This window comes from Pulveribacter suum (assembly GCF_003013695.1).
GTDB classification, from domain to species: Bacteria; Pseudomonadota; Gammaproteobacteria; order Burkholderiales; family Burkholderiaceae_C; genus Melaminivora; species Melaminivora suum.
Genome location: NZ_CP027792.1, coordinates 2,537,384 through 2,564,199, shown reverse-complemented (window position 1 = coordinate 2,564,199; position 26,816 = coordinate 2,537,384). Strand labels below are relative to the sequence as shown.

At 69.7% G+C, this 26,816-nt stretch carries 22 protein-coding genes; 6 read left to right on the top strand and 16 right to left on the bottom strand.

Features of this window, described 5'->3' with window-relative positions; translation table 11 throughout:
* Positions 1 to 22: 22 nt before the first annotated feature.
* Complete coding sequence (gene metE, locus C7H73_RS11800) at positions 23 to 2,359, bottom strand: 5-methyltetrahydropteroyltriglutamate--homocysteine S-methyltransferase (protein WP_106847654.1); 2,337 nt, start codon at positions 2,357 to 2,359, stop codon at positions 23 to 25.
* Between the two features lie 157 nt (positions 2,360 to 2,516).
* Between metE and C7H73_RS11795 the strand changes: the two genes are divergently transcribed.
* Positions 2,517 to 3,446, top strand: a complete 930-nt coding sequence (locus C7H73_RS11795) for a LysR family transcriptional regulator (protein WP_106846821.1) — start codon at positions 2,517 to 2,519, stop codon at positions 3,444 to 3,446.
* A gap of 51 nt (positions 3,447 to 3,497) precedes the next feature.
* On the opposite strand, the gene C7H73_RS11790 is transcribed toward C7H73_RS11795, so the two are convergent.
* Positions 3,498 to 3,935, bottom strand: coding sequence for a MarR family winged helix-turn-helix transcriptional regulator (locus C7H73_RS11790; RefSeq protein ID WP_106846820.1), 438 nt, complete (start codon positions 3,933 to 3,935; stop codon positions 3,498 to 3,500).
* Between the two features lie 92 nt (positions 3,936 to 4,027).
* On the opposite strand from C7H73_RS11790, the gene C7H73_RS11785 reads away from it, so the two are divergent.
* Positions 4,028 to 4,972 (top strand): quinone oxidoreductase family protein, encoded by a 945-nt coding sequence (locus C7H73_RS11785; protein ID WP_106846819.1) that lies wholly within the window; start codon positions 4,028 to 4,030, stop codon positions 4,970 to 4,972.
* 167 nt (positions 4,973 to 5,139) lie between these two features.
* Here the strand turns inward: C7H73_RS11785 and C7H73_RS11780 are convergent, their stop codons facing one another.
* From C7H73_RS11780 to prpC, 6 genes are all read right to left on the bottom strand, one after another.
* Positions 5,140 to 5,766, bottom strand: coding sequence for an AAA family ATPase (locus C7H73_RS11780; RefSeq protein WP_106846818.1), 627 nt, complete (start codon positions 5,764 to 5,766; stop codon positions 5,140 to 5,142).
* On the bottom strand, positions 5,763 to 6,083 hold the full coding sequence (locus C7H73_RS11775; protein ID WP_106846817.1) for a TA system antitoxin ParD family protein: 321 nt from the start codon (positions 6,081 to 6,083) through the stop codon (positions 5,763 to 5,765). Before C7H73_RS11775 ends, C7H73_RS11780 begins: the two co-directional genes overlap by 4 nt.
* 151 nt (positions 6,084 to 6,234) lie before the next feature.
* Positions 6,235 to 7,095, bottom strand: a complete 861-nt coding sequence (locus C7H73_RS11770) for an isocitrate lyase/PEP mutase family protein (RefSeq protein WP_106846816.1) — start codon at positions 7,093 to 7,095, stop codon at positions 6,235 to 6,237.
* Positions 7,096 to 7,111: 16 nt separating this feature from the next.
* Positions 7,112 to 8,305, bottom strand: a complete 1,194-nt coding sequence (prpF, locus tag C7H73_RS11765; RefSeq protein ID WP_106846815.1) for a 2-methylaconitate cis-trans isomerase PrpF — start codon at positions 8,303 to 8,305, stop codon at positions 7,112 to 7,114.
* The gene (gene acnD / locus C7H73_RS11760) at positions 8,306 to 10,993 is read right to left on the bottom strand and encodes a Fe/S-dependent 2-methylisocitrate dehydratase AcnD (RefSeq protein WP_106846814.1); all 2,688 of its coding nucleotides are present in this window, start codon (positions 10,991 to 10,993) and stop codon (positions 8,306 to 8,308) included. It abuts the gene before it with no gap.
* A gap of 20 nt (positions 10,994 to 11,013) precedes the next feature.
* Positions 11,014 to 12,192 (bottom strand): bifunctional 2-methylcitrate synthase/citrate synthase, encoded by a 1,179-nt coding sequence (prpC, locus tag C7H73_RS11755; protein ID WP_106846813.1) that lies wholly within the window; start codon positions 12,190 to 12,192, stop codon positions 11,014 to 11,016.
* Positions 12,193 to 12,336: 144 nt separating this feature from the next.
* Between prpC and C7H73_RS11750 the strand changes: the two genes are divergently transcribed.
* A complete protein-coding gene (locus tag C7H73_RS11750; protein WP_106846812.1) occupies positions 12,337 to 13,791 on the top strand; it encodes a short-chain fatty acyl-CoA regulator family protein in 1,455 nt (484 codons plus the stop codon).
* Positions 13,792 to 13,863: 72 nt separating this feature from the next.
* Here C7H73_RS11750 and C7H73_RS11745 read toward each other — a convergent pair whose 3' ends face one another.
* From C7H73_RS11745 to C7H73_RS11725, 5 genes are all read right to left on the bottom strand, one after another.
* On the bottom strand, positions 13,864 to 14,421 hold the full coding sequence (locus tag C7H73_RS11745; RefSeq protein WP_106846811.1) for a DUF1643 domain-containing protein: 558 nt from the start codon (positions 14,419 to 14,421) through the stop codon (positions 13,864 to 13,866).
* A 65-nt stretch (positions 14,422 to 14,486) separates the two neighbouring features.
* Positions 14,487 to 14,933: an RNA-binding S4 domain-containing protein gene (locus C7H73_RS11740; RefSeq protein WP_106846810.1), complete on the bottom strand. Its 447-nt coding sequence runs from the start codon at positions 14,931 to 14,933 to the stop codon at positions 14,487 to 14,489.
* Positions 14,934 to 15,056: 123 nt separating this feature from the next.
* Positions 15,057 to 16,082, bottom strand: a complete 1,026-nt coding sequence (hemH, locus tag C7H73_RS11735; protein ID WP_106846809.1) for a ferrochelatase — start codon at positions 16,080 to 16,082, stop codon at positions 15,057 to 15,059.
* 64 nt (positions 16,083 to 16,146) lie between these two features.
* Positions 16,147 to 16,953 carry an alpha/beta fold hydrolase gene (locus tag C7H73_RS11730; protein ID WP_106846808.1) on the bottom strand — a complete coding sequence of 269 codons (807 nt, stop codon included), beginning with the start codon at positions 16,951 to 16,953 and terminating at the stop codon, positions 16,147 to 16,149.
* Positions 16,953 to 18,275 (bottom strand): O-acetylhomoserine aminocarboxypropyltransferase, encoded by a 1,323-nt coding sequence (locus C7H73_RS11725; protein WP_106846807.1) that lies wholly within the window; start codon positions 18,273 to 18,275, stop codon positions 16,953 to 16,955. The genes C7H73_RS11730 and C7H73_RS11725 overlap by 1 nt, the downstream gene beginning before the upstream one ends.
* Positions 18,276 to 18,373: 98 nt before the next feature.
* Between C7H73_RS11725 and C7H73_RS11720 the strand changes: the two genes are divergently transcribed.
* Complete coding sequence (locus C7H73_RS11720) at positions 18,374 to 18,823, top strand: CBS domain-containing protein (RefSeq protein ID WP_106846806.1); 450 nt, start codon at positions 18,374 to 18,376, stop codon at positions 18,821 to 18,823.
* Between the two features lie 208 nt (positions 18,824 to 19,031).
* Positions 19,032 to 20,129: a chorismate synthase gene (gene aroC / locus C7H73_RS11715; protein WP_106846805.1), complete on the top strand. Its 1,098-nt coding sequence runs from the start codon at positions 19,032 to 19,034 to the stop codon at positions 20,127 to 20,129.
* Between the two features lie 138 nt (positions 20,130 to 20,267).
* Here aroC and nrdR read toward each other — a convergent pair whose 3' ends face one another.
* From nrdR to C7H73_RS11700, 3 genes are all read right to left on the bottom strand, one after another.
* Positions 20,268 to 20,717, bottom strand: coding sequence for a transcriptional regulator NrdR (gene nrdR / locus C7H73_RS11710; protein WP_106846804.1), 450 nt, complete (start codon positions 20,715 to 20,717; stop codon positions 20,268 to 20,270).
* Between the two features lie 36 nt (positions 20,718 to 20,753).
* Positions 20,754 to 21,998 (bottom strand): serine hydroxymethyltransferase, encoded by a 1,245-nt coding sequence (gene glyA / locus C7H73_RS11705; protein WP_106846803.1) that lies wholly within the window; start codon positions 21,996 to 21,998, stop codon positions 20,754 to 20,756.
* Positions 21,999 to 22,234: 236 nt separating this feature from the next.
* Entirely contained in the window at positions 22,235 to 23,086 is an 852-nt protein-coding gene (locus C7H73_RS11700) for a lytic transglycosylase domain-containing protein (protein ID WP_106846802.1), read from the bottom strand.
* Between the two features lie 992 nt (positions 23,087 to 24,078).
* Between C7H73_RS11700 and C7H73_RS11695 the strand changes: the two genes are divergently transcribed.
* Positions 24,079 to 26,718 carry a DUF349 domain-containing protein gene (locus C7H73_RS11695; protein WP_106846801.1) on the top strand — a complete coding sequence of 880 codons (2,640 nt, stop codon included), beginning with the start codon at positions 24,079 to 24,081 and terminating at the stop codon, positions 26,716 to 26,718.
* The last annotated feature ends 98 nt before the right edge of the window (positions 26,719 to 26,816 follow it).

Below are 26,816 nucleotides of genomic sequence, written 5' to 3'. Positions count from 1 at the left end.
TTTGGCTCCAATACCTGCCGGCTCAGGCCGGCAGGGCCTGCGGCGCCGGCGCGCTGGCCGCAGGCGCCAGCTCGGCGCGCAGCTGGCGCGTGGCCTGCACCATGGCGCGCAGCGCGGCCTCGGTCTCGGGCCAGGCACGCGTCTTCAGGCCGCAGTCGGGGTTGACCCACAGGTGCTGCACCGGCACCACCTGCGCGGCGCGGCGCAGCAGGTGCAGCATCTCGCCCTCGCCCGGCACGCGCGGCGAGTGGATGTCGTACACGCCCGGGCCGATCTCGTTCGGGTAGCGCCAGTCGCCAAAGGCCGTGAGCAGCTCCATGTGCGAGCGGCTGGTCTCGATGGTGATCACGTCCGCGTCCAGCGCGGCGATGGCCGGCAGGATGTCGTTGAACTCGCTGTAGCACATGTGGGTGTGGATCTGCGTGCCATTGCCCACGCCGCTGGCGGCGATGCGAAACGCCCGCGTGGCCCAGGCGAGATACTGCTGCCACTGCGCGCGGCGCAGCGGCAGGCCCTCGCGGATGGCCGGCTCGTCGATCTGCACGATGGCGATGCCGGCTTTCTCCAGGTCCACCACCTCGTCGCGGATGGCCCAGGCGATCTGCTCGCAGGTGCGGCTGCGCGGCTGGTCGTCGCGCACGAAGGACCATTGCAGGATGGTCACCGGCCCGGTCAGCATGCCCTTCATGGGGCGGTCGGTGAGGCTTTGCGCGTACTGCGTCCAGGCCACCGTCATGGGCGTATCGCGCGCCACGTCGCCGTACAGAATGGGCGGCTTGACGCAGCGCGAGCCATAGCTTTGCACCCAGCCGTTTGCCGTGAAGGCAAAGCCCGCCAGCTGCTCGCCGAAGTATTCGACCATGTCGTTGCGCTCGGCCTCGCCATGCACCAGCACGTCCAGGCCCAGGGCTTCCTGGCGGCGCACCACGTCCGCGATCTCGGCGCGCATCTGCGCTTCGTAATCCTGCGTGGGCAGCTGGCCGCGCCGGTGCGCGGCCCGCGCGGCGCGGATCTGCGCCGTCTGCGGGAACGAGCCTATGGTGGTGGTGGGCAAGAGCGGCAGGGGCAGCCGCGTGCGCTGCACCAGCCGGCGCGCGGCAAAGGGAGCGCGGCGCTGGTCGGCGCCGGCCGGGGCATCGGCCAGGCGGCGGGCGACGTCTGCGCGGTGCACGCGGGCGCTGGCGCGGCGGCTGGCGATGACGGCGCGGGCGGCGGCCAGGCGCGGGCCCTGCTGCTGCGCGCTGCCATCCAGCAGGGCGGCAAGCAGGGCCAGTTCATGCAGCTTTTCTTCGGCAAAGGCGAGCCACGAGCGCAGTTCGCCATCCAGCCGCTCTTCGCCCTTGAGCGACTGCGGCACGTGCAGCAGCGAGCACGAAGGCGCCAGCCACAGCGGGCCCGGGTGCTTGGCGGCTATGGGTGCGAGCAGCGCCAGCGCCGCGTCCGGGTCGCAGCGCCAGATGTTGCGCCCATCGACGATGCCCACCGACAGCACCTTGTAGCCCGGCAGCCAGTCGGCCACGCCGGTCAGCTCCTCGGGGGCGCGCACGGCGTCCACGTGCAGGCCGGCCACAGGCAGCTGGCAGGCCAGGCGCAGGTTGTCCTGCAAGGGGGAGAAATACGTCGCCAGCAGCACCTGTGGGCCGGCCTTGCCCAGCTGCCAGTAGGCGGGCTCGAAGGCCTGGCTCCAGGCGGCGGGCAGCTCCAGGCCGAGGATGGGCTCGTCGATCTGTACCCACTGCACGCCCAGGTCTTTCAGGCACGCCAGGATCTGCGCATACACCGGCAGCAGGCGCTCCAGCAGCGCCAGGCGGTCGAAGGGCGCATCACCCTTGTCCTTGGCCAACCACAGGAAGGTGAGCGGGCCGACGAGCTGGGCCTTGACGGCGTGGCCCAGCGCCTGCGCCTCGCGCACCTCGTCGAACAGGCGCTCGCTGGCCAGGTGGAATTGCGTATCCGCGTGCAGCTCGGGCACCAGGTAGTGGTAGTTGGTGTCGAACCACTTGGTCATCTCCAGCGCCGCGTGGCCCTCGGGCGCCGCATGGCCGTGCGCGCAGCCGGCGCCGCAGGCCTGCGGGTCGTGGCCGGTGGTGCCGCGCGCCAGGGCGAAGTAGCGCGCCAGCTCGGGCGCGCCGGGCGCAAAGCCGAAGCGCGCCGGCTCGCAGCCCAGCAGCTGGATGTGGTTGGCCACGTGGTCGTAATAGGCAAAGTCGCCCACGGTGACGAGGCCCAGGCCGGCGTCGCGCTGCGCCTGCCAGTGGCGCGCGCGCAGCTCGGCGCCCACGGCTTGCAGCGCGGCAGCGTCGATCTCGCCGCGCCAGTGGCGCTCCAGGGCGAATTTCAGTTCGCGCGCCGCGCCCATGCGCGGAAAGCCCAGCGTGTGGGTGAGGACGGGGCGGGTGGGGGCGGCGGTGGTCACGGCGGGGGGCTCCTGGTGGGAAATGGAATAGCCCCGATGGTCTGCCGCCTGCGTTTATTATTCAAACGAAAGTTTTAGCTGTTCAACTTGAATAATTTCGATGATTCAATCCATCCTGGAGGTGCGCCACCTGCGCACCCTGCAAGCCCTGCGTGACAGCGGCAGCCTGGTGCGCGCGGCGCAGCTGCTCAACCTGACGCAGTCCGCCCTGTCGCACCAGGTGAAGTTGCTGGAAGAGCGCTACGGCGCGCCGCTGTTCGAGCGCAAGTCGGTGCCGCCGCAGTTCAGCGCCGCCGGCAGCCGGCTCTTGCTGCTGGCCGACGCCGTGCTGCCGCAGATCGAGGCGGCCGAGCGCGACGTGGCGCGGCTGGTGCAGGGCCAGGGCGGGCAGCTGCGCATCGCCGTGGAGTGCCACACCTGCTTTGACTGGCTGATGCCGGCCATGGACGCCTTTCGCGCCCGCTGGCCCGAGGTGGAGCTGGACATCGTGAGCGGCTTTCACGCCGACCCGGTGGGCCTGCTGCACCAGGGCCGGGCGGACGTGGCCATCGTCTCGGAGGTGGACGCAGGCGACGCGGCCGCGGTCGACCACCACGCGCTGTTCGCCTTCGAGATCCGCGCCCTGCTGGCGCATGGCCACGCGCTGCTGGCCAAGCCGCATCTGCAGGCGCAGGACTTTGCCGACCAGACGCTCATCACCTACCCCGTGCCCAACGACATGCTGGACCTGGTGCGCCAGGTGCTGGAGCCCGCCGGCGTGCGCCCGCCGCGGCGCACCACCGAGCTCACCGTGGCCATGCTGCAGCTGGTGGCCAGCGGCCGGGGCGTGGCCGCGCTGCCCGTGTGGGCGGTGCAGGGCTACCTGGAGCGTGGCTACGTGCAGGCCCGCCCCATCGGGCCGCAGGGCCTGCGCGGCGAACTGCACGCGGCCTGCCTGCCGCAGCTGTCCAGCAGGCCGTGGATGCAGGATTTTGTAGCGGTCACGCGCGAGACGAGCTTCGTCACGCTCAAGGGGGTGCAGCTGCTGTAGGCCGGCCGGGCGCCCGCTTGCCTGCCCCGCGCAGCCGCCCGGCCAGGCCCGTCAGGCGCCGTAGCGGCGGTGCATGCGCTGGAGCAGCTCTTGCAGCACGCGCTGGTCCGCCGCGCTGAGGTGCTCGGCCAGGGGCGCCAGCGCCTGCTGCGCCTGCGCATGCAGGCGCTGGACCAGCGCAGCGCCTTCCTCCGTCAGCGACACGTCCGTCGCCCGGCCGTCGTGCGCATTGGGCGCGCGGGCCACCAGGCCGCGTTTTTCAGCGCGTGCAACCAGCCCCGACAGGGTCTGCTTTTCCAGCCCCAGGTGTTCGGCCAGTTCCGCCATGCGCGGGCGGCGGTCGCGCAGGATGCCCAGCGTGCGCAGCAGCGTGAGCGAGAGATCGTTCTCGGCGCCTATCTTGTTGAGCACGGCCATGGTGGCAAAGGCGACCGGCACCAGCGCATTGGCCAGGTCTTCGTGAAAGACGTCGGAGGGCGGTGCGCTCATTTTTTTTCTGCTCATGGTGGAAAGCATCTTGACATAGTTCGTAATACGCATCAAAAATAGATCGCATTACGAACTTAATGCAGGAGCCACCCATGAAAGCCGCCGTCATCACCACCTTCGACCGTGCGCCGCACTATGGCGACTTTGGCGAACCGATAGCTGCCGAGCCCGGCGAGATGCAGGTCGATGTGCTCGCCGCCGGCCTGCACCACCTGGCCCGCGGGCGCGCGTCCGCAGCGCACTACGCCCGCGCCGCACAGCTGCCGCAAATCGCGGGGGTGGACGGCGTCGGCCGCGGCAGCGATGGCCGGCTGCGCTACTTCGCGCAGGCCCCCGGCCAGCCCGGCACCATGGCGCAAAGGACCGTGATCGCGCCCGGCCACAGCATCGAGCTGCCGCCCGGCAGCGACCCGGTCGCCGTGGCCGGCGCGATGAACCCGGCCATGGCGTCGTGGCTGGCACTGCGCTGCCGCGTGCCGTTTCGGCGGGGGCACAAGGTGCTCATCCTGGGCGCCACGGGCAGCGCCGGCCGCATGGCCGTGCAGATTGCCCGCCACCTGGGCGCCTCGCAGGTCATCGCGGCGGGGCGCAACTCGCAACAGCTCGCGCAGCTCCCCGCGCTGGGCGCGTCTGACACCGTGGCGCTGGACGACGCAGCCCGGCTGGGCGCGCTGGCGCGCAAGGTGGATGTCGTGCTCGACTTCGTCTGGGGCGCGCCCGCCATGGCCGCGCTGCACACGCTGGTCGAGCGGCGCGCAGACCGCAGCCAGCTGCTGACCTGGATCCATATCGGCTCGGTGGCGGGCGAATCGGCCGCGCTGGCCGGTGCGCTGCTGCGCTCGGCCAATCTGCGCCTGGTGGGCAGCGGGCTGGGCTCGGTGCCGCAGCAGGAAATCCTGATGGAGCTGCCGGCGCTGGTGCACGAGATCGCCCGCGGCAGCTTTCGCATCGACGCGCGGGCCGTGCCGCTGCGCGACGTGGAGCAGGTGTGGAACGCACCCCCGCACGCTGGCGAGCACATCGTCTTCGTGCCCTGAGCAGCGGGCAGCGCCCCGGCGGTCCTTTGCTGCGTACGCGGGCGGTCAACGGGTGCCCTGTGTGGCAGCGCCTCGCCATGCGCCAGCGCGGGTGCTCCTGAAAAGAGAGCTGCCAGCGCTTGTCCAGCAAGCGCTGGAGGCTGTTTTTTTACCGGGTTTATTGGTGCTCAGTCGGCGCGCAGCATGGCCTGCGCCCATGCGGGCAGCGGCGTGGCCAGCTCGGTCGTCCCCGCCGGCGTGCGCACGGCCACCAGCTGGGGGCCGCCAGCCTCGACCTCGGCGCCGTCATACAGATACGCCACGTCGGCCCGGCGCACCGCCTGCGCCAGCAGCGCCAGGGTGCGCGGCAGGCGCGCCAGGATGCGCTCGGGCGGCACCGGGTGGCCACCCTCGCGCACGCGCCGGGCCACGCGCTCGAGCAGGCGCTGCGGCTCGTCCAGCGCCACCACGTGCAGCGCGACGGTGAAGCCGCGGCGGCGGGCGTGGTCGATGAGCGCCAGCTTGGAGGGGTGCGAGAACACCGTCTCGCTGGCGAACGGCGTGCCCGCCTCGATCAGCGCGGCGCGGCGCGCGTCGGCCCAGGCGCGGGCGGCCAGCGACCGCTCCTGCGCGTCGGCGATGTGCTGCAGCTGCGCCTGCTCGTGCAGGTCGGCGTTCACGAATTCCATCGGCGGGCCGAGGATGCCCTCGCGCACCAGCGCGCGATACAGCGTGGACTTGCCCGCGCCGTTGGGCCCGGCCAGCAGGTGGAACCAGCAGGGCGCCGCGTGGGCGCCGCCGGCGGGGCGCGTCACTGGGCGCGCGACTGGTTCTCGCGCACCACCTCGCGCACGCGCTCGGCCAGCGTGCCGCGTGCCTGGGCGGCCAGCAGCCGTTGGGTGAGCGCTTCGACCGACACGGGCGCCGTGGCCTGCGCAGCGGCGGCCTCGTACTGCTCGATGGCGGCGCGTGCGTCCTGCACGCTCAGGCCCGTGTGCTCGACGATCTGGCCGAGCGTGGCCCAGTATTCGATCTGGCTGGCAACCGAGCGGCGCAGCGGCTGGGCGGCCTGGCGCGCCTGCTCCACGAGGGAGCCGGGCAGCTTGACGGAAGAGAAAGCGGGTTGGGCCATGGTGCGGGTTCCTTTATGGCGCATTTTGCGCCACTTTGGTTCCCATTCAAGAGGCGCCCTGCGGATCCGGTGGGCAGGCGCTATCTTTTCAATAGCTCCCAGCGCTTGTCCCGCAAGGGCTGGAGGCCGATTTCGCCCAGATGGCGGCGCTTTAGCGGTAGCGCTGCTCCAGCGCATGCCACGCGGGCTTGCCCACCAGCCGCTGGCGCTCGGCAAACGGCGCGACCAGGGCCGGGTCTTCGCGCACCTCGCGCGTGTCGCGCAGCGTGGCCAGCACCTTTTGCATGCCGGCCAGCGCCCCCTGCAGCGCGGCGTTGGCGTACAGCACGAAGCCGTAGCCCAGCGCGCCCAGCTCATCGGCGCCCACGATGGGCGTCTTGCCGCCGATGACCATGTTCATGAGCTGCGGCGTGGCCAGGCGTTGCGGCAGGGCGCGCACTTCGGAGGCAGAGGTCACGGCCTCGACGAACAGGATGTCAGCGCCCGCCTCGGCGTAGGCTTGAGCCCGCTCCACCGCGGCGTCGAAGCCGTGGATGGCGGCGGCGTCGGTACGCGCCATGATGAGCAGGTCGCCATCGCGCCGCGCGTCGCAGGCGGCGCGGATCTTGCCGACCATTTCGCTCGCCTCCACCACGTCCTTGCCGCTGAAGTGGCCGCAGCGCTTGGGGCTGACCTGGTCTTCGAGCTGGATGCAGTCGGCGCCGGCGCGCTCGAGCGTGCGCACGGCGTGGTAGGTGTTCAGCGCGTTGCCAAAGCCGGTGTCGGCATCGACGATCAGCGGCAGCTCCACCGCATCGCGGATGCGCGCGGTGTGATTTGCGATGTCGGCCAGGCCCATAAAGCCCTGGTCGGGCAGGCCCAGCCACATGTTGGTCACGCCGGCGCCGGTGACGTAGATCGCCTCGAAGCCCATGTCGGCCACCACGCGGGCCGAGAGGGCGTTGAACGCGCCGGGAACGAGGACGCCGCGGCGCTGGGCCGCCAGCGCGCGCAGCTGTTGTTTGGTGCTCATAGGGTGTCCAGAAAAATCAGAAGCTGCCGGCGGGCACGCGCACCCAGCCTTCCATCAGGATGCGGGCGCTGCGGCTCATGACGGCCTTGCGCGCCTGCCACTGGCCGTCCGCGCCTTGCTGCACCTCGGCGCCCACGCGCAGGGTGCCGCTGGGGTGGCCCAGGCGGACGTGGGTGCGCGCTGCGCCGCCCGCCGCCTGGCAGACCAGCGTGCCGGGAATGGCCGCTGCGGTGGCGATTGCGACGGCCGCCGTGCCCATCATGGCGTGGTGCAGCCGGCCCATGGACAGGGCGCGCACGAGCACGTCCACGTCCTCTTGCGCGACTTGGCGGCCGCTGGATGCGGTGTAGTCGGCCGGCGGCGCGACGAAGGCGATTTTTGGCGTGTGCTGGCGGCGCGCGGCCTCGGTCACGTCGGCAATCAGGCCCATGCGCACGGCGGCGTGGGCGCGGATGGTCTCCAGCCGCGCCAGCGCCGCCGCGTCGCCGTTGATGGCGGGTTGCAGCTCGGCGCCGGTGTAGCCCAGCTCGTGCGCGTTCAGGAACACGGTGGGGATGCCGGCGTTGACGAAGCTGGCGACGAAGCGGCCGATGCCGGGCACGTCGAGCACGTCCTGCGCGTTGCCGGTGGGCAGCACGGCGCCGCTGGCGCCTTCCTCCTCGGGCGCGGGGTCGAGGAATTCGAGCACGATCTCGGCGGCCGGGGAGGCCACGCCGTCCAGCGTGAAGCCGCCCGCCTCCTGCACCTGGCCATCGGCGACGGGCACGTGGGCCAGGATGGTCTTGCCAATGTTGGCCTGCCAGATGCGCACGGTGCAGGCGCCGTCCTGCGGGATGCGCTCGGGCGGCACCAGGCCGGCGTGCAGGGCGAAGGCAGCGGCGGCGGCGGTGAGGTTGCCGCAGTTGCCCGACCAGTCCACGAAGTCGTCCTCGACGGCGACCTGGCCGTAGAGGTAGTCCACGTCGTGGTCGGCGCGCGTGCTGCGGCTCACGATCACGCACTTGCTGGTGCTGGACGTGGCGCCGCCCATGCCGTCCACCTGCTTGCCGTAAGGGTCGGGGCTGCCGATCACGCGCTGCAAGAAGCGGTCGCGCGCGCGGCCGGGTTGCTGGCAGGCGGGGGGCAGGTCTTCCAGGCGAAAGAAAACGCCCTTGCTGGTGCCCCCGCGCATATACGTGGCGGGGATGCGCAGTGTGTTGTTGTTGCTCATTTATTGATAGCTGCTGGCGCTTGATAGGTGGGCGCTGGAGGCTGATTTTGCTTCAATCTTGCGCTCGGCCGAGCGGGCCAGGAAGTCCTGCGCAAAGCGTTGCAGCACGCCGCCGGCTGCATACACCGCCACTTCGTCCGCCGTGTCCAGCCGGCAGCGCACCGGCACGCGCTGCACGGCGCCGCTGCGCCGGCGCACCAGCAGCGCCAGCGTGCCGCCCGCCTGCACGTCGCCCTGCACGTCGAACACCTCCGTGCCGTCCAGCCCCAGCGTGTGCCGCGTGGTGCCGGGCAAAAACTCCAGCGGCAGTACGCCCATGCCGATCAGGTTGGTGCGGTGGATGCGCTCGAAGCCCTCGGCCACGACCACCTCCACGCCCGCCAGCCGCACGCCCTTGGCCGCCCAGTCGCGGCTCGACCCCTGGCCGTAGTCGGTGCCGGCAATGATGACGAGCGGCTGGCGGCGCGAGAGATAAGTCTCGATGGCCTCCCACATGCGCATGACCTGGCCGTCCGGCTCGACACGGGCGAGCGAGCCGGCGCGCACGTTGCCCGCTTCGTCACGCACCATTTCGTTCTTCAGTGTCGGGTTGGCGAAGGTGGCGCGCAGGGCCGTCAGGTGGTCGCCGCGGTGCGTGGCGTAGGAGTTGAAATCCTCCTCCGGCAGGCCCATGCGCGCCAGGTATTCGCCGGCCGCGCTGTCCGCCAGGATGGCGTTGGAGGGCGAGAGGTGGTCGGTTGTGATGTTGTCCGGCAGGAGGGCCAGCGGGCGCAGGCCCCGCAGCGTGCGCGGGTGCGCGGCCAGGGCGCCTATGCCCTCGGTGTCCCAATAGGGCGGGCGGCGGATGTAGGTGGACTGCGCTCGCCAGGCGTATTGCGGCGCGGCGCGCCGGGCGCCGGCTGGGCGGATGGCAAACATGGGCTCGTACACCGCGCGGTAGTGCTCGGGCCGCACGGCGGCGGCCACCACGGCGTCGATCTCCTCATCGCTGGGCCACAGGTCGCGCAGGCGCACTTCGCGGCCATCCGCCACGCCCAGCACGTCGCGCTCGATGTCGAAGCGGATGGTGCCGGCCAGCGCGTAGGCCACGACCAGCGGCGGCGAGGCCAGGAAGGCCTGCTTCGCATACGGATGGATGCGCCCGTCGAAGTTGCGGTTGCCCGAAAGCACGGCCGTGGTGTAGAGGTTGCGCTGAACGATCTCCTGCTGGATGGCGGGATCGAGCGCACCGCTCATGCCGTTGCAGGTGGTGCAGGCGAAGCCGACGATGCCAAAGCCCAGCGCTTCCAGGTCAGCGAGCAGGCCGGCTTCCTGCAGATACAGCTCGACCGCGCGCGAGCCGGGCGCCAGCGACGTCTTGACCCAGGGCTTGCGCTGCAAGCCCAGCCGCCGCGCGTTGCGCGCCAGCAGCGCCGCGGCGATCACGTTGCGCGGGTTGCTGGTGTTGGTGCAGCTGGTGATGGCGGCAATGATCACGGCGCCATCGGGCATCAGGCCCTGCGCTTCTTCGGCGCGGGCCTTGTCCAGACCGACCGCGATGCTGCGCTCGGCCAGCTGCGCGGTGGGCAGGCGCCGGTGGGGGTTCGACGGTCCGGCCAGGTTGCGCTCGACGCTGGAGAGGTCGAAATGCAAGACGCGCTCGTACTGCACCTGCGCCAGCGCATCCGCCCACAGGCCGGCGGCGCGGGCGTAGTTGTCCACCAGCTGCACCTGCTGCTCATCGCGCCCGGTCAGGCGCAGGTACTGCAGCGTCTGCTCGTCGATGGCGAACAGGGCGGCAGTGGCGCCGTATTCCGGACACATGTTGGAGATGGTCGCGCGGTCGCCGATGGTCAGGGAGCGCGCGCCGCCGCCGAAAAATTCGAGGTAGGCGCCGACCACCTTTTGCTGGCGCAAAAACTCGGTCAGCGCCAGCACGATGTCGGTGGCGGTGATGCCCGGCGGGCGCCGCCCAGTGAGCTGCACGCCGACGATCTCGGGCAGGCGCATCCACGAGGGCCGGCCCAGCATCACGGTCTCGGCCTCCAGCCCGCCCACGCCCACCGCGATCACGCCCAGCGCATCGACGTGCGGCGTGTGGCTGTCGGTGCCCACGCAGGTGTCGGGGAAGACCTCGCCGCCCTGCACACAGGCCACGGGCGACATTTTTTCCAGGTTGATCTGGTGCATGATCCCGTTGCCCGCCGGGATGACATCGACGTTGGCAAAGGCCTGCTGGCACCAGTCGATGAAGTGGAAACGGTCCTCGTTGCGCCGGTCCTCGATGGCGCGGTTCCTGGCGAAGGCATCCGGCTCGAACCCGCCGCACTCCACGGCCAGCGAGTGGTCCACGATCAGCTGCACCGGCACCACCGGGTTGACCTGCGCCGGGTCGCCCCCGGCGGCGGCAATGGCGTCGCGCAGGCCGGCCAGATCGACCAGCGCCGTCTGCCCCAGGATGTCGTGGCACACCACGCGCACCGGCCACCACGGAAAGTCGGCATCGCGCCGGCGCTCGATCAGCTGGCGCAGGTAGCCATTCCGATGTGCGGCATCGGCGCGGCGCACCAGGTTTTCCGCGTGCACGCGGGCGGTGTAGGGCAGGCCGGCCCAGGCGCCGGGCGCCAGGTCTTCGACGGCGGCGCGCGCGTCAAAGTAGTGCAGGGCGGTGCCGGGCAGGGGCTTGCGGTAGCGGTTGTCGTTCGTCATGGGCAGAGGGCTTCGCGCGGTCACAGGCGTTCGTCGATGGGCACGAAGCGCTGGTCCTGCGGCCCGGTGTAGTGGGCGCTGGGGCGGATGATCTTGTTGTCGATGCGCTGCTCGATCACGTGCGCCGCCCAGCCGCTGGTGCGCGCGATGACGAACAGCGGCGTGAACAGGGCGGTGGGCACCTGCATCATGTGGTAGCTCACGGCGCTGAACCAGTCCAGGTTGGGGAACATGCGCTTTTCCTCCCACATGACGGCTTCCAGCCGCTCGGCGACGCCGTACATCTTCATCGAGCCGGCCTCCTCGGACAGGCGCCGGGCCACGCCCTTGATGACGGCGTTGCGCGGATCGCTCACCGTATAGACCGGGTGGCCGAAGCCGATCACCACCTCCTTGTTGTGCACGCGCTGGCGAATGTCGGCTTCCGCCTCATCCGGGTTGTCGTAGCGCTTTTGCACCTCGAACGCCACTTCGTTCGCCCCGCCGTGCTTGGGGCCGCGTAGCGCGCCGATGGCGCCGGCGATGGCCGAGTACACGTCGCTGCCGGTGCCGGCGATCACCCGCGCGGCGAAGGTGGAGGCGTTGAACTCGTGCTCGGCATACAGGTTCAGCGATGTGTGCATGGCGCGCACCCAGCTGCCGGGCGCGCGCGTGCCGTGCAACAGGTGCAAAAAGTGTCCGCCGATGCAGTCGTCATCGGTCTGCACCTCGATGCGCCGGCCGCCATGGCTGAAGTGCCACCAGTACAGCAGCATGGAGCCAAGGCAGGCCATCAGCCGGTCGGCGATGTCGCGGCTGCCGGGCAGGTTGTGGTCGTCTTTTTCGGGCAGCGCGCAGCCCAGGGCGGATACGCCCGTGCGCATCACGTCCATGGGGTGGCTGGCGGCGGGCAGCTGCTCCAGCGCGGCCTTGACGCCCGCGGGCAGGCCGCGCAGGGCGCGCAGCCTAGCCTTGTAGGCGGCCAGTTCGGCGCGCGTGGGCAGCTTGCCATGCACCAGCAGGTGGGCGATTTCCTCGAACTCGCACACCTCGGCGATGTCCAGGATGTCGTAGCCGCGGTAGTGCAGGTCGTTGCCGGTGCGGCCCACGGTGCACAGGGCGGTGTTGCCGGCCGTGACGCCCGAGAGGGCGACGGATTTCTTGGGCCGCAGGGCGGGCGTTGCAAGGGGCGTGGGGCTGGCGCTCAGGATGGTGCTCATGGGTCAGGGGTCTCCGTGGGTGTGGCGGCAAGGTTTGCCATGCTTCGCAATCTACGCACAATGGCGCTCCCGCACGAGGCCTGAATTGGCGTAGGAATGCAAAGGCATGGCCTCAAATTTGCGAATCTTGCGAAGAAAACATCGATGAAAAAGACCTTCATGGGCGTGCGCCTGCGCCGCCTGCGCGAAGAGCGCGGCCTGACCCAGGTGGCGCTGGCGCGCGCGCTGGATCTGTCGGCCAGCTACCTGAACCAGATCGAGCAGAACCAGCGCCCGCTCACGGTGCCCGTCCTTTTGAAAATCAACGCCGTCTTCGGCGTGGATGTGCAGCGCTTTTCCGACGACGACGAGGCGCGCCTGGTCGCCGGCCTGCGCGACGTGTTCACCGAACTGGCCAGCGCCCAGCCGCAGGACGCCGTGTCGCTGGCCGAGGTGCGCGAGCTGGCCGCCAACATGCCGGCCGTTGCCCGCACGCTGCTGGCCCTGCACCGCAGCCGGCGCGAGCAGGGCGAGCGCCTGGCCGCGCTGTCGCAGCACCTGGAGGCGGGCCGCCCGGGCGCTGCGGCCGCCTCGCTGCACGCCCCGCCGCCCATGGCCTTCGAGCAGGTGCGCGACTTCTTTTTCTCGCAGCACAACCACATCGCGCCGCTGGACGACGCGGCTGAAAGATTGGCTGCAAAGTGGCGCCTGCCCGAGCGCGTGAGCGACACCGCCCTGGCCGAGCGCCTGCAAGCCGCCCACGGCGTGCGCGTGGCCCTGCTGCCTGACGCCGCGCCCGGCCAGGAGGGCGGCGCCGCGCTGCGGCGCTTCGATGCGCAGGCTCGCGTGCTGCACCTGGGGCCCGGCCTGCTGCCCGCGCAGCGCGCCTTCCAGATGGCGACGCAGCTGGCCTTTTTAGAGGTGGAGCAGGAGCTGACGCACACCGTGCAGGGCGCCAGCCTGAGCGGCGAGGCGGCGCAGTCGCTGGCGCGCATCGGCCTGGCCAACTACTTCGCCGGCGCGCTGCTGCTGCCCTACACGCACTTTCTGCGCGCGGCCGAAGCGCTGCACTACGACATCGAGCGGCTGGCGCAGCGCTTCGGCGTGGGCTTTGAGACCGTGTGCCACCGCCTGTCCACGCTGCAACGCGCAGGCGCGCGCGGGGTGCCGTTCTTCTTTATCCGCGTGGACCGGGCGGGCAACATCAGCAAGCGCCAGTCGGCCACGCACTTTCACTTCAGCAAGATCGGCGGCACCTGCCCGCTGTGGAACGTGTACGAGGCCTTCGCCCAGCCCGGGCGCATCGTGCGCCAGCTGGCGCGCATGCCCGACGGAAGGTCTTACCTGTGGATCGCCCGCACCGTCACGCGCAGCGCGGGCGGCTGGGGCGCGCCGGCCCGGCAGTTCTCGGTGGCGCTGGGCTGCGACGTGCAGCACGCAGGCGCCCTGGTCTATGGGCGCGGGCTGGACCTGGGCGATGCGGCGGCCTATGTGCCGATCGGCATGGGCTGCAAGGTCTGCGAACGCCCGGCGTGCCCGCAGCGGGCGTTCCCGCCGATCGGGCAGGCGCTGCAGGTGAGCGAGGATCGGAGCAGTCTCGCGCCGTACGGGGCGGGGTGATGCTGTTGACTGCATAGCTGGCAGCGCTTGCCTGAGCATGGACTGGAAGTCATGCATCGCCGGAAATGGAGGCTATGTGAAGTAAGGCAGCAAGGGCGCATCGTCGCGTTGATAGAGCGGATGTACTGGCGCGCCGCTCTTGTTTCGACCGAAGCAGAAGACTTTCGACGGGTTGCACACCTCACGCAAAATTTTTTCCACCGCCATGCCGCGGCCTGATGCGTGACCCGCGTCGCCCCAACTCACCACAACGATTCTTGCGCCTGCCGCGATACGGTGGATCCATTCATCGTTCTCGGGAAGGTTGATCACGGCTGCCCTCGCCAAGTCTGCCGAATATGTACCGCGCAGCGACATCACGTTGAGTTGGTAATACGCGCCAACGCCCCAGTGGTTTCGGGCTCGACGCACCATGCCATCGACAGTGCGGTCACCCACGTCCTCCGCTGCGCCCGAAGGGTTCATGCTAATTGCGCAGGCGTAATCTGTTGTGTCACCCCAGTGCCGAAAGAGGGTGAAACGGTGGGTTCTGTCTGCGCTGAAGATCGTGCGCTGCGCGACCAACGGGTCAACGATTCCTGTAGGAAGCGGGGCGGCAGCTCCGATTGCTGCGGTGGAGTGTCTGAACATCTGTCGGTTTTTCTTCCGGATCGTCGGAGCTGGCCTGTACAAGCTGTCGCTGCGGGGGTTTGCTTTCAAGCATTCCGTGGTGGCGCGTCGTCCACCGACGCACTCCAGCGGTCGCCCCAGCCGCCGCGCAGCTCGTCCATGCTGCGCCGGTCCCGCTTGGTCGGCCGGCCATCGCGCAGCCCGTCCGCCGGCTCCGGCGCCAGGCGCTGCGCCTGCGCCGCCTGCTCGCGCGCCGCGATGCTCTCAGGTGTTTCCTCGTACAGCTGCTGCGCCACCGGCGCCGGCCCGCGCAGGTTGCTCAAGGCGCGCACCACCACCGTGCGGGCCACGTGGCCCTGGCGCAGTGCCACCGTGTCGCCGGGGCGCAGCTCGCGCGCGGCCTTGGCCAGCTGGCCATTCACGGTGACGCGGCCGCGGCTGATTTCATCGACGGCCAGGCCGCGCGTCTTGTAAAAGCGCGCGCACCACAGCCATTTGTCCAGGCGCATGGATGGGAGGGGGAGGGCGGTCATCGCGGCAATTTTTGCATGGTGCCTGCGCCGCCCTGGCCGCGGCGCCGTCCCTGACGCCCAGAGCGCTATCGAATAAGGAGCTGCCAGCGCTTGACTGGCAAGCGTCAGAGGCTGTTTTGGCTCTCAGCCTGCCGCCAACGGCCAGCCCGCCAGATGCTGCTGTGCGATCTGCGACAGCGCGGTGATCCACGCCGCGTCGTCGTTCAGGCAGGGGATGTAGCGGAACTCCTTGCCGCCCGCTTCCATGAAGGCGTGGCGCGCCTCCTGGTTGATCTCCTCCAGCGTCTCCAGGCAGTCGCCGGTGAAGCCGGGGCACATCACGTCCACGCGGCGCATGCCGGCCTGCGCCAGGGCGACCAGGGTGGGCTCGGTGTAGGGCTCCAGCCAGCGGGCCTTGCCAAAGCGCGACTGGAAGGTGAGCTGCCACTGCTGCTCGGACAGGCCCAGCGCCTGCGCCAGCAGCCGGGCCGTGGTGCGGCACTGCTCGGCATACGGGTCGCCCAGGCGCACGTTGCGATCGGGGATGCCGTGAAAGCTCATTACCAGCCGCTCGGCCGGGCCGCCCTCGCGCTGCCAGTGGGCGCGCACGCTTTTTTCGAGCGCGGCGATGTAGGCGGGGTGGTCGTGGTAGCCGTTGACGAAGCGCAGCTCGGGATACACGCGCGAGCGCTTGACCCAGGCCGCCACGTCATCGAACACGCTGGCCGTGGTGGTGCTCGAATACTGCGGGTACAGCGGCAGCACCAGCACGCGCTGCACGCCGGCTTCCTGCAAGGCCTTGAGCTGTGCGCCGATGGCCGGCTGGCCGTAGCGCATGGCGTGCTGCACGCGCACGGCCAGGCGCGCCTGGCCCAGCCAGCCGCGCAGCATCAGTGCCTGCTTGGCGGTCCACACGGCCAGGGGCGAGCCCTCGGGCGTCCAGATGGTGGCGTACTTGGCGGCCGACTTGGCCGGCCGGATGCGCAGGATGATCCCGTGCAGGATGGGCCACCACACCAGGCGGGGTATCTCGACCACGCGCGGGTCGCCCAGGAACTGCGCCAGGTAGCGGCGCAGCGCCGGCGCCGTGGGGGCGTCCGGCGTGCCCAGGTTGCACAGCAAGATGGCAGTGGAGGGAGCGGTAGGGGCGGGAGAAGCAGCAGCAGGCATGGGGCGCGATTGTGGCGGCAAAGCGGCAGCGGCCGTGGCCACCGCGGCTTTGTCCCGCAGCTTTTCAGGCCAGGAAGTCGCGGATGGCGATGAGCGTCTCGTGCGGCGCCTCGGTCATCTGGTTATGGCCCACGGGCAGGTGCGCCACCTGCACCTGCTTGCCGGCCGCGCGCGCGCCGTCGATCAGCCCCTTCGCCGCGCGCGGCGAGGTCATCTGGTCCTTGCTGCCCAGGGCGAACAGCACCGGGCACTGGATGGCGGCGATCGCCGCCTCGCCGCCGCTGTAGCTGTCGCAGGCGACAAAGCCGCGGTGGAACACGTTGGCCTCGCGGTTGCCCTGCAGCACGCGCCGCCCCAAGGCCATGCCCGCGCCATAGACCCACAAGCCCGCGCCCGTGGGCGGCGCCAGCGTGCTGCGCGAGAACACGTTGATCATCTTCAGGGCCGCCTCGGGCGTGTCCCGCGAGGCCTGGATGAGCGCGGGCGAGACCTTCATCGGGTAGGCCGTGCCGACCAGCACCAGGTGGCTGATGCGCTCGGTGAGGCGCGCGGCGGTCTCCAGCGCGATCAGCGAGCCCCAGCTGTGGCCGACGAGGGCGGCCCGTTGCACGCCCGCCGCGTCCAGCAGCGCGGCGATGAAGTCCGCCGCCTGCTCGACGCTCTTGGGCGCCTCGCCGCCGCTGCGGCCGTGGCCGGGCAGATCGACGGCCAGCACGTTCCAGCCGTGCGTGGCCAGGTAGCGGCTTTGCCAGGCCCAGACGCTGTGGTCGCCCAGCACGCCATGGATGAAGACCACCGTGGGCTTTGCCGCGTCGAAAGCGCGGCCACCGGTGTAGCAGTAGGCGCTGGCGCCGTTCACGTCGTACAGCATCACGCACCTGCCTTTCCGCCATGTTTTTCTGCCGCCTTCAGGGCGCGCTTCAAGTCGTCGATCAGGTCGTCAGCCTCCTCCAGCCCGATGGACAGGCGGATCGTCCCCTGGCTGATGCCGCCCGCGGCCAGCGCCTCGTCGCTCATGCGGAAGTGCGTGGTGCTGGCGGGATGGATGACCAGGCTCTTGGCGTCGCCCACGTTGGCCAGGTGGCTGAACAGCTGCAGGCTTTCGATGAACTTCTTGCCCTGCTCGCGGTCGCCACGCAAGTCGAAGCTGAACACCGAGCCGGCGCCGCGCGGCAGCAGCTTTTGCGCCAGCTGGTGGCTGGGGTGCGTCTCCAGCATGGGGTGTCCCACGCGCGAGACGAAGGGGTGGCTGGCCAGGAATTGCACCACTTTTTCGGTGTTGCGCACGTGCCGCTCCATGCGCAGCGGCAGCGTCTCGATGCCTTGCAGGATGGTCCAGGCCGAGTGCGGGCTCATGCAGGCGCCGAAGTCGCGCAGGCCCTCGCGCCGCGCGCGCAGCAAGAAGGCCGCGACGCTGGATTCTTCGGTGAACACCATGCCGTGAAAGCCGTCGTAGGGCTCGGTCAGCTCGGGGAATTTGCCGGCTGCCGCGCCGCCCTCCCAATCGAAGCGCCCGCCATCGACCAGCACGCCGCCGATCACGGTGCCGTGGCCCGACAGGAACTTGGTGGCCGAGTGGTACACCAGATGCGCGCCATGCTCGAAGGGCTTGATGAGCCAGGGGGAGGTCAGCGTGGAATCCACCAGCAGCGGCACACCTGCGTCTTCGGCGATCTGGGCGATCGCGGGGATGTCCAGCACCTCCATGCCCGGGTTGCCCACGGTCTCGCCCAGCAGCAGCCGGGTGTTGGGGCGGATGGCGGTGCGCCAGCCGTCCAGGTCGCCAGGCCTCACAAAGGTCGTCTCGATGCCGAAGCGGCGCAGGGTGTAGTGCAGCAGGTTCTGCGAGCCGCCATACAGCGCGGTGCTGGCGACGATGTGCCCGCCCGCGCCCATCAGGGTGGCCACGGCCAGGTGCAGCGCCGCCTGGCCGCTGGCGGTGGCGATCGCGCCCACGCCCCCTTCCAGCGCGGTGACGCGCTGCTCCAGCACGTCGGTCGTCGGGTTGCTCAGGCGGCTATAGACGTGGCCCGGGCGCTCCAGGTTGAACAGCGACGCGGCGTGGTCGCTGGACTGGAAGACGAACGAGGTCGTGAGGTACAGGGGGGTGGCGCGTGCGCCGGTGGTCGGGTCGGGCTCGGCTCCCGCGTGCAGCGCGAGCGTGTCGAAGCCGGGGTCGGAATAGCCGGGCATCCGTGTCTCCAATGTGGTCAATGCGCCGGGGATTGTGGGCTATATTTTCGCGAGCACTTCCTGCACGCCCGCCCACCCTGCCCCCTGCGAGACACCCCATGAAAGTCAGCGACATCCTGCGCGTCAAAGGCAACACCCTCTACACCGTCACGCCGGACGAGCCGCTGGCGCAGGCCGTGCAGACCATGGCCGAGAAGGACATCGGCTCGCTGGTGGTGATGGAGCATGGTGACCTGGTGGGCATGCTCACCTTCCGCGAGGTCATTGGACACCTGTCGCGCCACGGCGGCAGCCTGGGGGCCACACTGGTGCGCACCGCCATGGACGATGCGCCGCTGACCTGCACGCTGGAGACCGACATGGACGAGGTGCGCCGCATGATGCTGGGCCGCCACGCGCGCTACATGCCGGTGATGGACCGGCGCATGCTGATGGGCGTGGTCAGCTTCTACGATGTGGCCAAGGCCGTGGTGGACGGGCAGAACTTCGAGAACCAGTTGCTCAAGGCCTACATCCGCGACTGGCCAGAAGAAAAGACAACTCCCTGAGCGCCTGCGGCGCTTCCCCCTTCTCTCGCATTGCTGCGCAATGCGGGAAGGGGACGACGCCCGCGCAGCGCGGCGGCCCTTGCGCGGCGTCTGCTGGGCTGGGTTGCGCCGCAGCGAACCCTTGCGCGGGGACTGCTGGCCTAGGTTGCGCTGCGGCGGGCCTTTGCGCTGCTGACATGCTGCTTTGATGGGGATAATGCCGGCCCATATGAGCGGCAACACCTTAGGCACCCTGTTTTGCGTCACCAATTTCGGTGAATCCCACGGTCCGGCCATCGGCTGCGTGATCGACGGCTGCCCGCCGGGCATGGAACTGACCGAGGCCGACATCCAGCACGACCTGGACCGCCGCCGCCCCGGCACCAGCCGCCACGTCACGCAGCGCAATGAGCCCGACGCGGTGGAGATCCTCTCGGGCGTGTACGAAGGGCGCACCACCGGCACGCCCATTGCCCTGCTGATCCGCAACCAGGACCAGCGCAGCAAGGACTACGGCGCCATCGCCCAGAGCTTTCGCCCCGGCCACGCCGACTACACCTATTGGCACAAGTACGGCCTGCGCGACCCGCGCGGGGGCGGGCGCTCGTCTGCGCGCCTGACGGCGCCCACCGTGGCCGCCGGCGCCGTGGCCAGGAAGTGGCTAAGGGAGCAATTCGGCACGCAATTTCGCGCCTGCATGAGCCAGCTGGGCGAGCTGCCCATCCCGTTCGAGAGCTGGGAGCATGTGCCGCACAACCCCTTTTTCGCCCCCGTGGCCGACGTGCAGCAGTACGAGGACTACATGGACGCATTGCGCAAGGCCGGCGACTCGTGCGGCGCGCGCATCCGCGTGCAGGCGACGAAGGTGCCCGTGGGCCTGGGCGAGCCCCTGTACGACCGGCTGGACGCGGACATCGCCCACGCCCTGATGGGCCTGAACGCCGTGAAAGGCGTGGAGATCGGCGCCGGCTTTGCCAGCGCGGCGCAGCGCGGCACGGTGCATGGCGACTCGCTCACGCCGCAGGGCTTTGCCAGCAACCATGCCGGCGGCATCCTGGGCGGCATCAGCACGGGGCAGGACATCGAGGCCCACATCGCCATCAAGCCCACCAGCTCCATCATCAGCCCGCGCCAATCCATCGACGTGCAGGGCCACAGCGTGGACGTGGTCACCAAGGGCCGGCACGACCCCTGCGTGGGCATCCGCGCCGCGCCGATCGCCGAGGCGCTGCTGGCACTGGTGCTGATGGACCACGCGCTGCGCCACCGGGCGCAGTGCGGCGATGTGCGCCAGGCCGTGGGGCCGATCCCAGCAAGCGCGGGCTGACCCTCGCCCAGGCACCCAAAAACAAGGGCCGCAGATGCGGCCCTTGTGTCTGGCGCCTGGTGCGTTTTTGATGAAAAACGCCTCCAGCGCCCGCCAGTCAAGCGCTGGCAGCTATCTATTTTGTAGCAAAGTGACGGGTTACTTGCCCACCTCATCGACCAGCGCACGGAACTCGTGTACGTCCTCGAAGCTGCGGTACACGCTGGCAAAGCGCACATAGGCCACCTTGTCGAGCTTTTGCAGCTCGCGCATGACCAGCTCGCCCAGCGTGCTGGACAGCATCTCGCGTTGGCCCAGGTTGAGCAGCTTTTCCTCGATGCGCTCGATGGCGCTGTCGATCTGCACCGTGCTGACCGGGCGCTTGCGCAGCGCCAGCTGGAAGGACCCGAGCAGCTTGGCCCGGTCGTACTCCACGCGCCGCCCGTCCTTCTTGACGATGGCGGGGAAGCTGACCTCCGGCCGCTCGTAGGTCGTGAAGCGCTTGTCGCACGCGGCGCAGCGCCGGCGCCGGCGCACCAGCGCGCCGTCCTCGGACACGCGGGTCTCCGCGACCTGCGTGTCCGGGTGGCTGCAAAAAGGGCACTTCATGGGCTGGCTGGCAGGATGGATAAGCGCCCGGGCCGATCAGCGATAGACCGGGAAGCGGCTGGTCAAGGCGTGCACCTTCTCGCGCACGACGGCCAGGTGGGCCTCGTCGTGCGGGTGCTCCAGCACGTCGGCCAGCAGGTTGGCGGTGATGCGCGTCTCTTCTTCCTTGAAGCCGCGCGTGGTGATCGCGGGCGTGCCCACGCGGATGCCGCTGGTCACCATGGGCTTTTCCGGGTCGTTGGGGATGGCGTTCTTGTTGATGGTGATGTGGGCGCGGCCCAGGGCGGCCTCGGCCTCCTTGCCGGTGATGCCCTTGGCACGCAGGTCCACCAGCATGACGTGGCTTTCCGTGCGGCCGCTGACGATGCGCAGGCCACGTTCGGTCAGTGTCTCGGCAAAGACCTTGGCGTTCTTCACCACCTGCTGCTGATACGCCTTGAATTCGGGCGACAGCGCCTCCTTGAAGGCCACGGCCTTGGCGGCGATCACGTGCTCCAGCGGGCCGCCCTGCAGGCCGGGGAAGATGGCGCTGTTCAGCGCCTTCTCGTGCTCGGCCTTCATGAGGATGATGCCGCCGCGCGGGCCGCGCAGGCTTTTGTGCGTGGTGGAAGTGACCACGTCGGCGTAGGGCACCGGATTCGGGTACTCGCCCGCCACCACCAGGCCGGCGTAGTGCGCGATGTCCACCCAGAAAATGGCGCCCACCTCCTTGGCGATCTTTGCAAAGCGCTCGAAATCGATGCGCAGGGCGTAGGCGGAGGCACCGGCGATGATGATCTTCGGCCTGTGCTCGCGCGCCTTGGCTTCCATCGCCTCGTAGTCGATCTCTTCCTGGGCGTTCAGGCCGTAGGAGACGACGTTGAACCACTTGCCGCTCATGTTCAGCGCCATGCCGTGCGTCAAGTGGCCGCCTTCGGCCAGGCTCATGCCCATCAGCGTGTCGCCGGGCTTGGCGAACGCCATCAGCACGGCCTGGTTGGCCTGGGAGCCCGAGTTGGGCTGCACGTTGGCGGCTTCGGCGCCGAACAGTTGCTTGATGCGGTCAATCGCCAGCTGCTCGACCACGTCCACGTTCTCGCAGCCGCCGTAGTAGCGGCGGCCGGGGTAGCCTTCAGCGTACTTGTTGGTCAGCTGCGAGCCCTGCGCTGCCATGACGGCGGGCGAGGCGTAGTTTTCGCTGGCGATCAGCTCGATGTGCTCTTCCTGGCGGCGGTCTTCGGCCTGGATGGCGGCCCACACCTCGGGGTCGGTTTGTTCGACAAGGATGTTGCGTTGGTACATGGTTGGCAGTCTGATGAACGTGTGTCCCTCGGTAATTTCCAAGGGCTGCCCAGGCGAACGACGGATCGCGCCAAAGGCAGCTTGACGCTGCCCGCGCGGTACGCTTCCCAGTGGTTGGCAGAAAAGGGCGTGCCTCCTGCAGGATTTCCACGTCAGCGGCGGCGCCCTTTCCGGGCCCCGCGCCTATCGCCAGTCGCGTACCCGGCTAGTGTAGCCCAGCGCCGGCGGCCGGCCGCTCAGGCCCCAGCCAGCATCGCCACCTTCTCCACGGCGGGCTGCAGCGCGGCGGAAGGGGTGCCCACGCCGGCGGCCTCGGCCGGCGCCTTGGTGGACAGGACAGGCGGAGTGGCCGCTGGTGCGGCAGGGGAGGCGGAGCGCCCGCCGGCCACCTGGCGCAGCCGGAAGTGCTCGGCCAGCACCTTGGCGGCATAGCCGCCGTCGCTGGGCAGGTTGGCAGCGCCCACGTAGTAGCGCAGGCCGCCTTCCAGCGAGCCGGCGCGGGCAATGCACTCTTGCAACACCTTCACGCCCACGCGCAGGTTGGCCACGGGATTGAACGCCGCCAGGTGCCCGCCCACGTCTTCATATTTGTCGGTGTGCACCCGCGTCATGACCTGCATCAGGCCCTGCGCGCCTACGGCGCTTTGCGCAAACGGATTGAAGCTCGATTCGATGGCCACGATGGCCAGGATCAGCGTCGGATCCAGCTTGGTGCGCGAGCCGATCTCATAGGCCTCGTTCACCAGCGCTGCCACCGGCTCGGGCGCCACGCGGTATTTTTTGCTCAGCCAGTAGGCCACGGCGGCCTGCTCGCGCGGCAGCTCCTTGGGGTTGATGGCGATGGGGCGCTCGCCCAGCGGCGGCTCCGCCTCCAGCTGCACCACCACCGGCTGGCGCGACTGCAGCCAGCCCATCAGGTGCTCCTCGCCGCTTTGGCGCAGGTCCGGGCGTGCCAACAGGGTGATGGCGGCGAAGGCGACGGCCAGTCCCAGCAGGGCGAAGCTGCTGTGGGTGACTTCCAGAAAACCGTTGGCGACGTCGGCGGCAAAAGTGCGAACGCCGGCGACGGCTCGTCCTGAAGCTGTCATAGCTCTCTTCCTTTCTGCAAGAAACGAGTCCCGGCGAAGCGAGGCACCGCAAAGCAGCGATGCAGGGGAGAGAAACTCGATTTCGGGCCGGGCGTGCTCGCCCGGACTGGGTTGCCATATCGATCCGTGCCGGGCGCGCGGCGCACCGGAAACTTGCGGATCATCGAAGCCGGGAATCGGCTGGGCTAGGGTTACTACGAGGTGTCGTCGTGAAGTTGGCGGATTCTAGGGGGGTCCAAAATGCACAGTCAACACTAAGGTTTTCTTCTTTGAGACATAAATCGCATGAAGAAACTGTCTGTAGCCTCAGGAAACAGCCACTGACCAAAGGTGGCCGCCGAGGTTGTGTCAATGCGAAACATTGTTGGAACAGGTGGCCAGCTCTTGCTAATCTTGCAGTCGTCCGGTCGCGGCCGGGCGCTACGCCAACCAGGGTCGTGGCTTTGCAAAAAGCAGCTCTTGCGCGGCACCCCCGGAGGCAATCTCTTGCCTCCCGCACTTGGGGACCAGTTTCTCCCCGGTGCGAAAAGCGATGGCACATGGACCGTTGTGTCCGCCATCGGGCCCGGTGGAGGGATCTCTCTCCACCGGGCTTCTCTTTTTCTGCCCTTCATCAGCAGGCAGGCCAGGTTGGCGGGTCTTTCTCCAGGGTGATCAGCCTTGCCCTCTATATAGATAGGGGCACGGCCCTGCATTCATGGAGAAGGTTCTAAGAGACAACGGCCTTGAACCCCCGTGCAGCAAGCGCCGGCAGCTATCAATTTTGATGGCCAAGCGCCGACTTCAAGAGAGCGCCGGGATGCGTCCCGGCGGCATGGCCGCGGCGGCCCTGGTGGCCGCTCTGCAAAACCGGGCCAAAATAGCAGCTTTCCCGCGGTGGCCGGGTTGCCCCGTCCATCTGCCTCCTGCCGCGATCTCGCCTGAGCGCTCGCCGCGCCCCGGCCCATCGCCCTCTTGCCAGAACCATGTTTCCTTTTTCCTCCCGCAGCAAAATGTCCGACGCCCCTGAAACCACCCCGGCCCCGGCCAAAACCAGCGAGCCGCATCCCCTGGACGCGCTGACGGGCGGCGCCTTTTCGGCGGCCACCTCCGGCGAGCGTGCGGCGCGCATCCGCGACTGGCTGGCCACCCAGCCTCCGGTCGAGCGCTTGCAGGAAGTGTTCAAGGAACTCAGCGCACGCGACAAGGGCGCGGCGCGTGCCGTGCGCGAACGGTTGGACGAGCTCCGCCGCGCGCAGGCGCAGGAGGCCATCGCCGCCGAGTGGGCCGCCAAGGCCGAGGCATTGCTGGCCGCGCCGCGCCTGAACATTGCCGATGCCCTGGCCTGGCAGCGCGACGCGGCCAAGGCCGGCGCCCCGCTGTCGCGCGAGCCGCTGTCGCAGCTCAAGGGCCAGCTGGCCGAACGCGTCAAGGTGATCGAAGACCTGCAGCACCGCGTGCAGGTGCAGCGCGAAGCCGCCGTGCTGCTGGCCCAGCGCATCGAGGTGCTGTCCACCAAGCCCTGGAAGGACGCGCAGGCGGCGCTGGCGTTGCTGAGCGCTGACGTCGAGCGTTGGCAGGCGCAGGCGCAGGAGCTCTCCGGCGACGGCGCCTGGCCCAGTGTGGAAGCACGCTTTCCGGTGCAACTGGAGGCTTCGCGCGCCCAGCTGCTGGTGGTTTGGGAGGCCTTCCAGTCGGCGTTAGGCCAGACCGTCGCCGCGTCCGAGGACGCCGCCGCGCCGCTGCCGCCCGTGCCCGTGTGGGCCGACGAGCTGCGCCAGGCGCGCGGCCTGCCTACCGAATCGGAAAAGACCCAGGCGCGCAGCGCCGCCCCGGCGCGTCCCAAGGTGGATCCGGCCCAGCGGGAGGCGGCCCAGCAGGCCGTGCGCGAAGCCCTGGCCAAGTTGGAGGAAGAGACCGCCCAGGGGCACGGCAAGGCCAGCGCCGGCGCCGCGACCGCCCTGCGCGGGGTGCTCAAGGTGCACGGCAAGCTGATCGACAACGAACTGGAGCAGAAGGTGCATGCCGCCCTGATCGCCGCTGGCGAGCTGGAAGGCTGGCAGCGCTGGAGCGCCGATCAGGTGCGCGAAGACCTGGTGGCGCGTGCCGAGGGTCTGCTGAACCGTCCCGAAGGCCAGGCGCTGGGCGGACGCAAGATGCAGGAAACGCTGCGCCAGCTGCGCGAGCAGTGGAAGCAGGCCGACCAGGGCGCGCCCGCCAACCATGCGCTGTGGAAGCGCTTCGATGAGGCCTGCAACGCCGCCCACAAGACCGTGGAGGCCTGGTTGGACAAGGTGCGCGCCGAAAGTGCCCAGCACCGCGCCCAGCGCCAGGCCCTGGTGGACGAGCTCAAGGCCTGGGCGCAGGAGCAGGCCGCCACCGCCGCCCCCGACTGGAAGGGCGCCAGCCGCGCGCTGCACCAATTCAGCGAGCGCTGGCGCGCCGGCGGCCATGTCAGCGAAAAGGTGTTTGCCGAGTTGCAGCCCTTGTGGAGGGACGCCATCGCCGAGGCGGGAGCGCCGCTGGCGGCGGCGCAAAAGGCCAGCCTGGCGCTGCGCCACGCCATGATCGAAGAAGCCACGGCGCTGGGCGCCGCGCCGCAGCTGCGCATCGACGCCGTCAAGGCGCTGCAGCAACGCTGGCAGGCTGAGGCCCAGGTCGTGCCGCTGGACCGTCGTCAGGAGCAAAAGCTGTGGGACGCTTTCCGCAGGCCCATCGACGAGGCCTTTGCCCGCAAGAGTGCGGCGCGCGAGCAGGGCGCGGCCCAGATGGGTGCGCATGACCGCGCGGTGCTGGAAGCGTCCAAGGCGCTGGAGGCGGCCAACGCGTCGGGAGATGCGCAGCGCATCCGCGAGGCCATGGCCAGGCTGGACGCTGCCTTGAAGGCGCAAGACAACGGAAATTCTGAGCCAAATCAGGCTCCCGCCCAAGCCCAGCAAGCGCCAGCAGCTACAAATACCGAAGCAGGAGCCGAAGCGCCTGAGGATGAATCTGCACCGGCATCCGCGCCTGCGCCCGTGCAGCGCGCCGTGGTGGCCGTGCGCGGCGACGATCGCCCGGGTGGGCGCAAGCCGGCCACGGCGGCGCCCCAGCAGCGCGGCGGCCGTCCCGGCGAGCGGCGCGACCGCGACGATTTCAGGGCCGGGCCGGGCGGGCGCATGCGCGACCGGGGCGATGCGCCGGCTCGCGGCCCGCGCCTGGGTGATGCCGCTTTTAGAGCCCAGCGCGACGCCATGGACCACGCCCAGGCCACGCTGCGCAAACTGGCGGCCCAGGCGCACGGCGAGGCGCTCACGCAGCTGATGGCCGCCTGGCAGGCGCGCGACGCGGCGCAAGTGCCCAGTGCGCAGGAGCTGGGCGGCAGGGTGTCGGCAGGCGCCCGCACGGCGTGGACCCAGGCGCTGTCCGCCTCGGCTGCGGCGGGCGACGCACAGCAGGCGCTGCTGCGCCTGGAGATCGCTGCCGAGGTGCCGACCCCGCCCGACCAGCTGTCCGCGCGCCGCGTATTGCAGCTGCAGCTGCTCACGCGCCGCAACGATCCGTCCCCGCAGCAGACCTGGGAGAGCGATGCCGCGCAGGTCTTTGCCAGCGCTGGCGACGAAGCCCGGGCGCGCCGCCTGCAAAACGCACTCAAGGCGTTGATGCGCAAGTAAGAAAAGGGTGGTCTGGGCCGAAAGGCCCGGCGCCCTGCATGGCGTTCAGTTTCGCCATGCCGGAAACGAAAAAGCCGCTGATTTGCATCAGCGGCTTT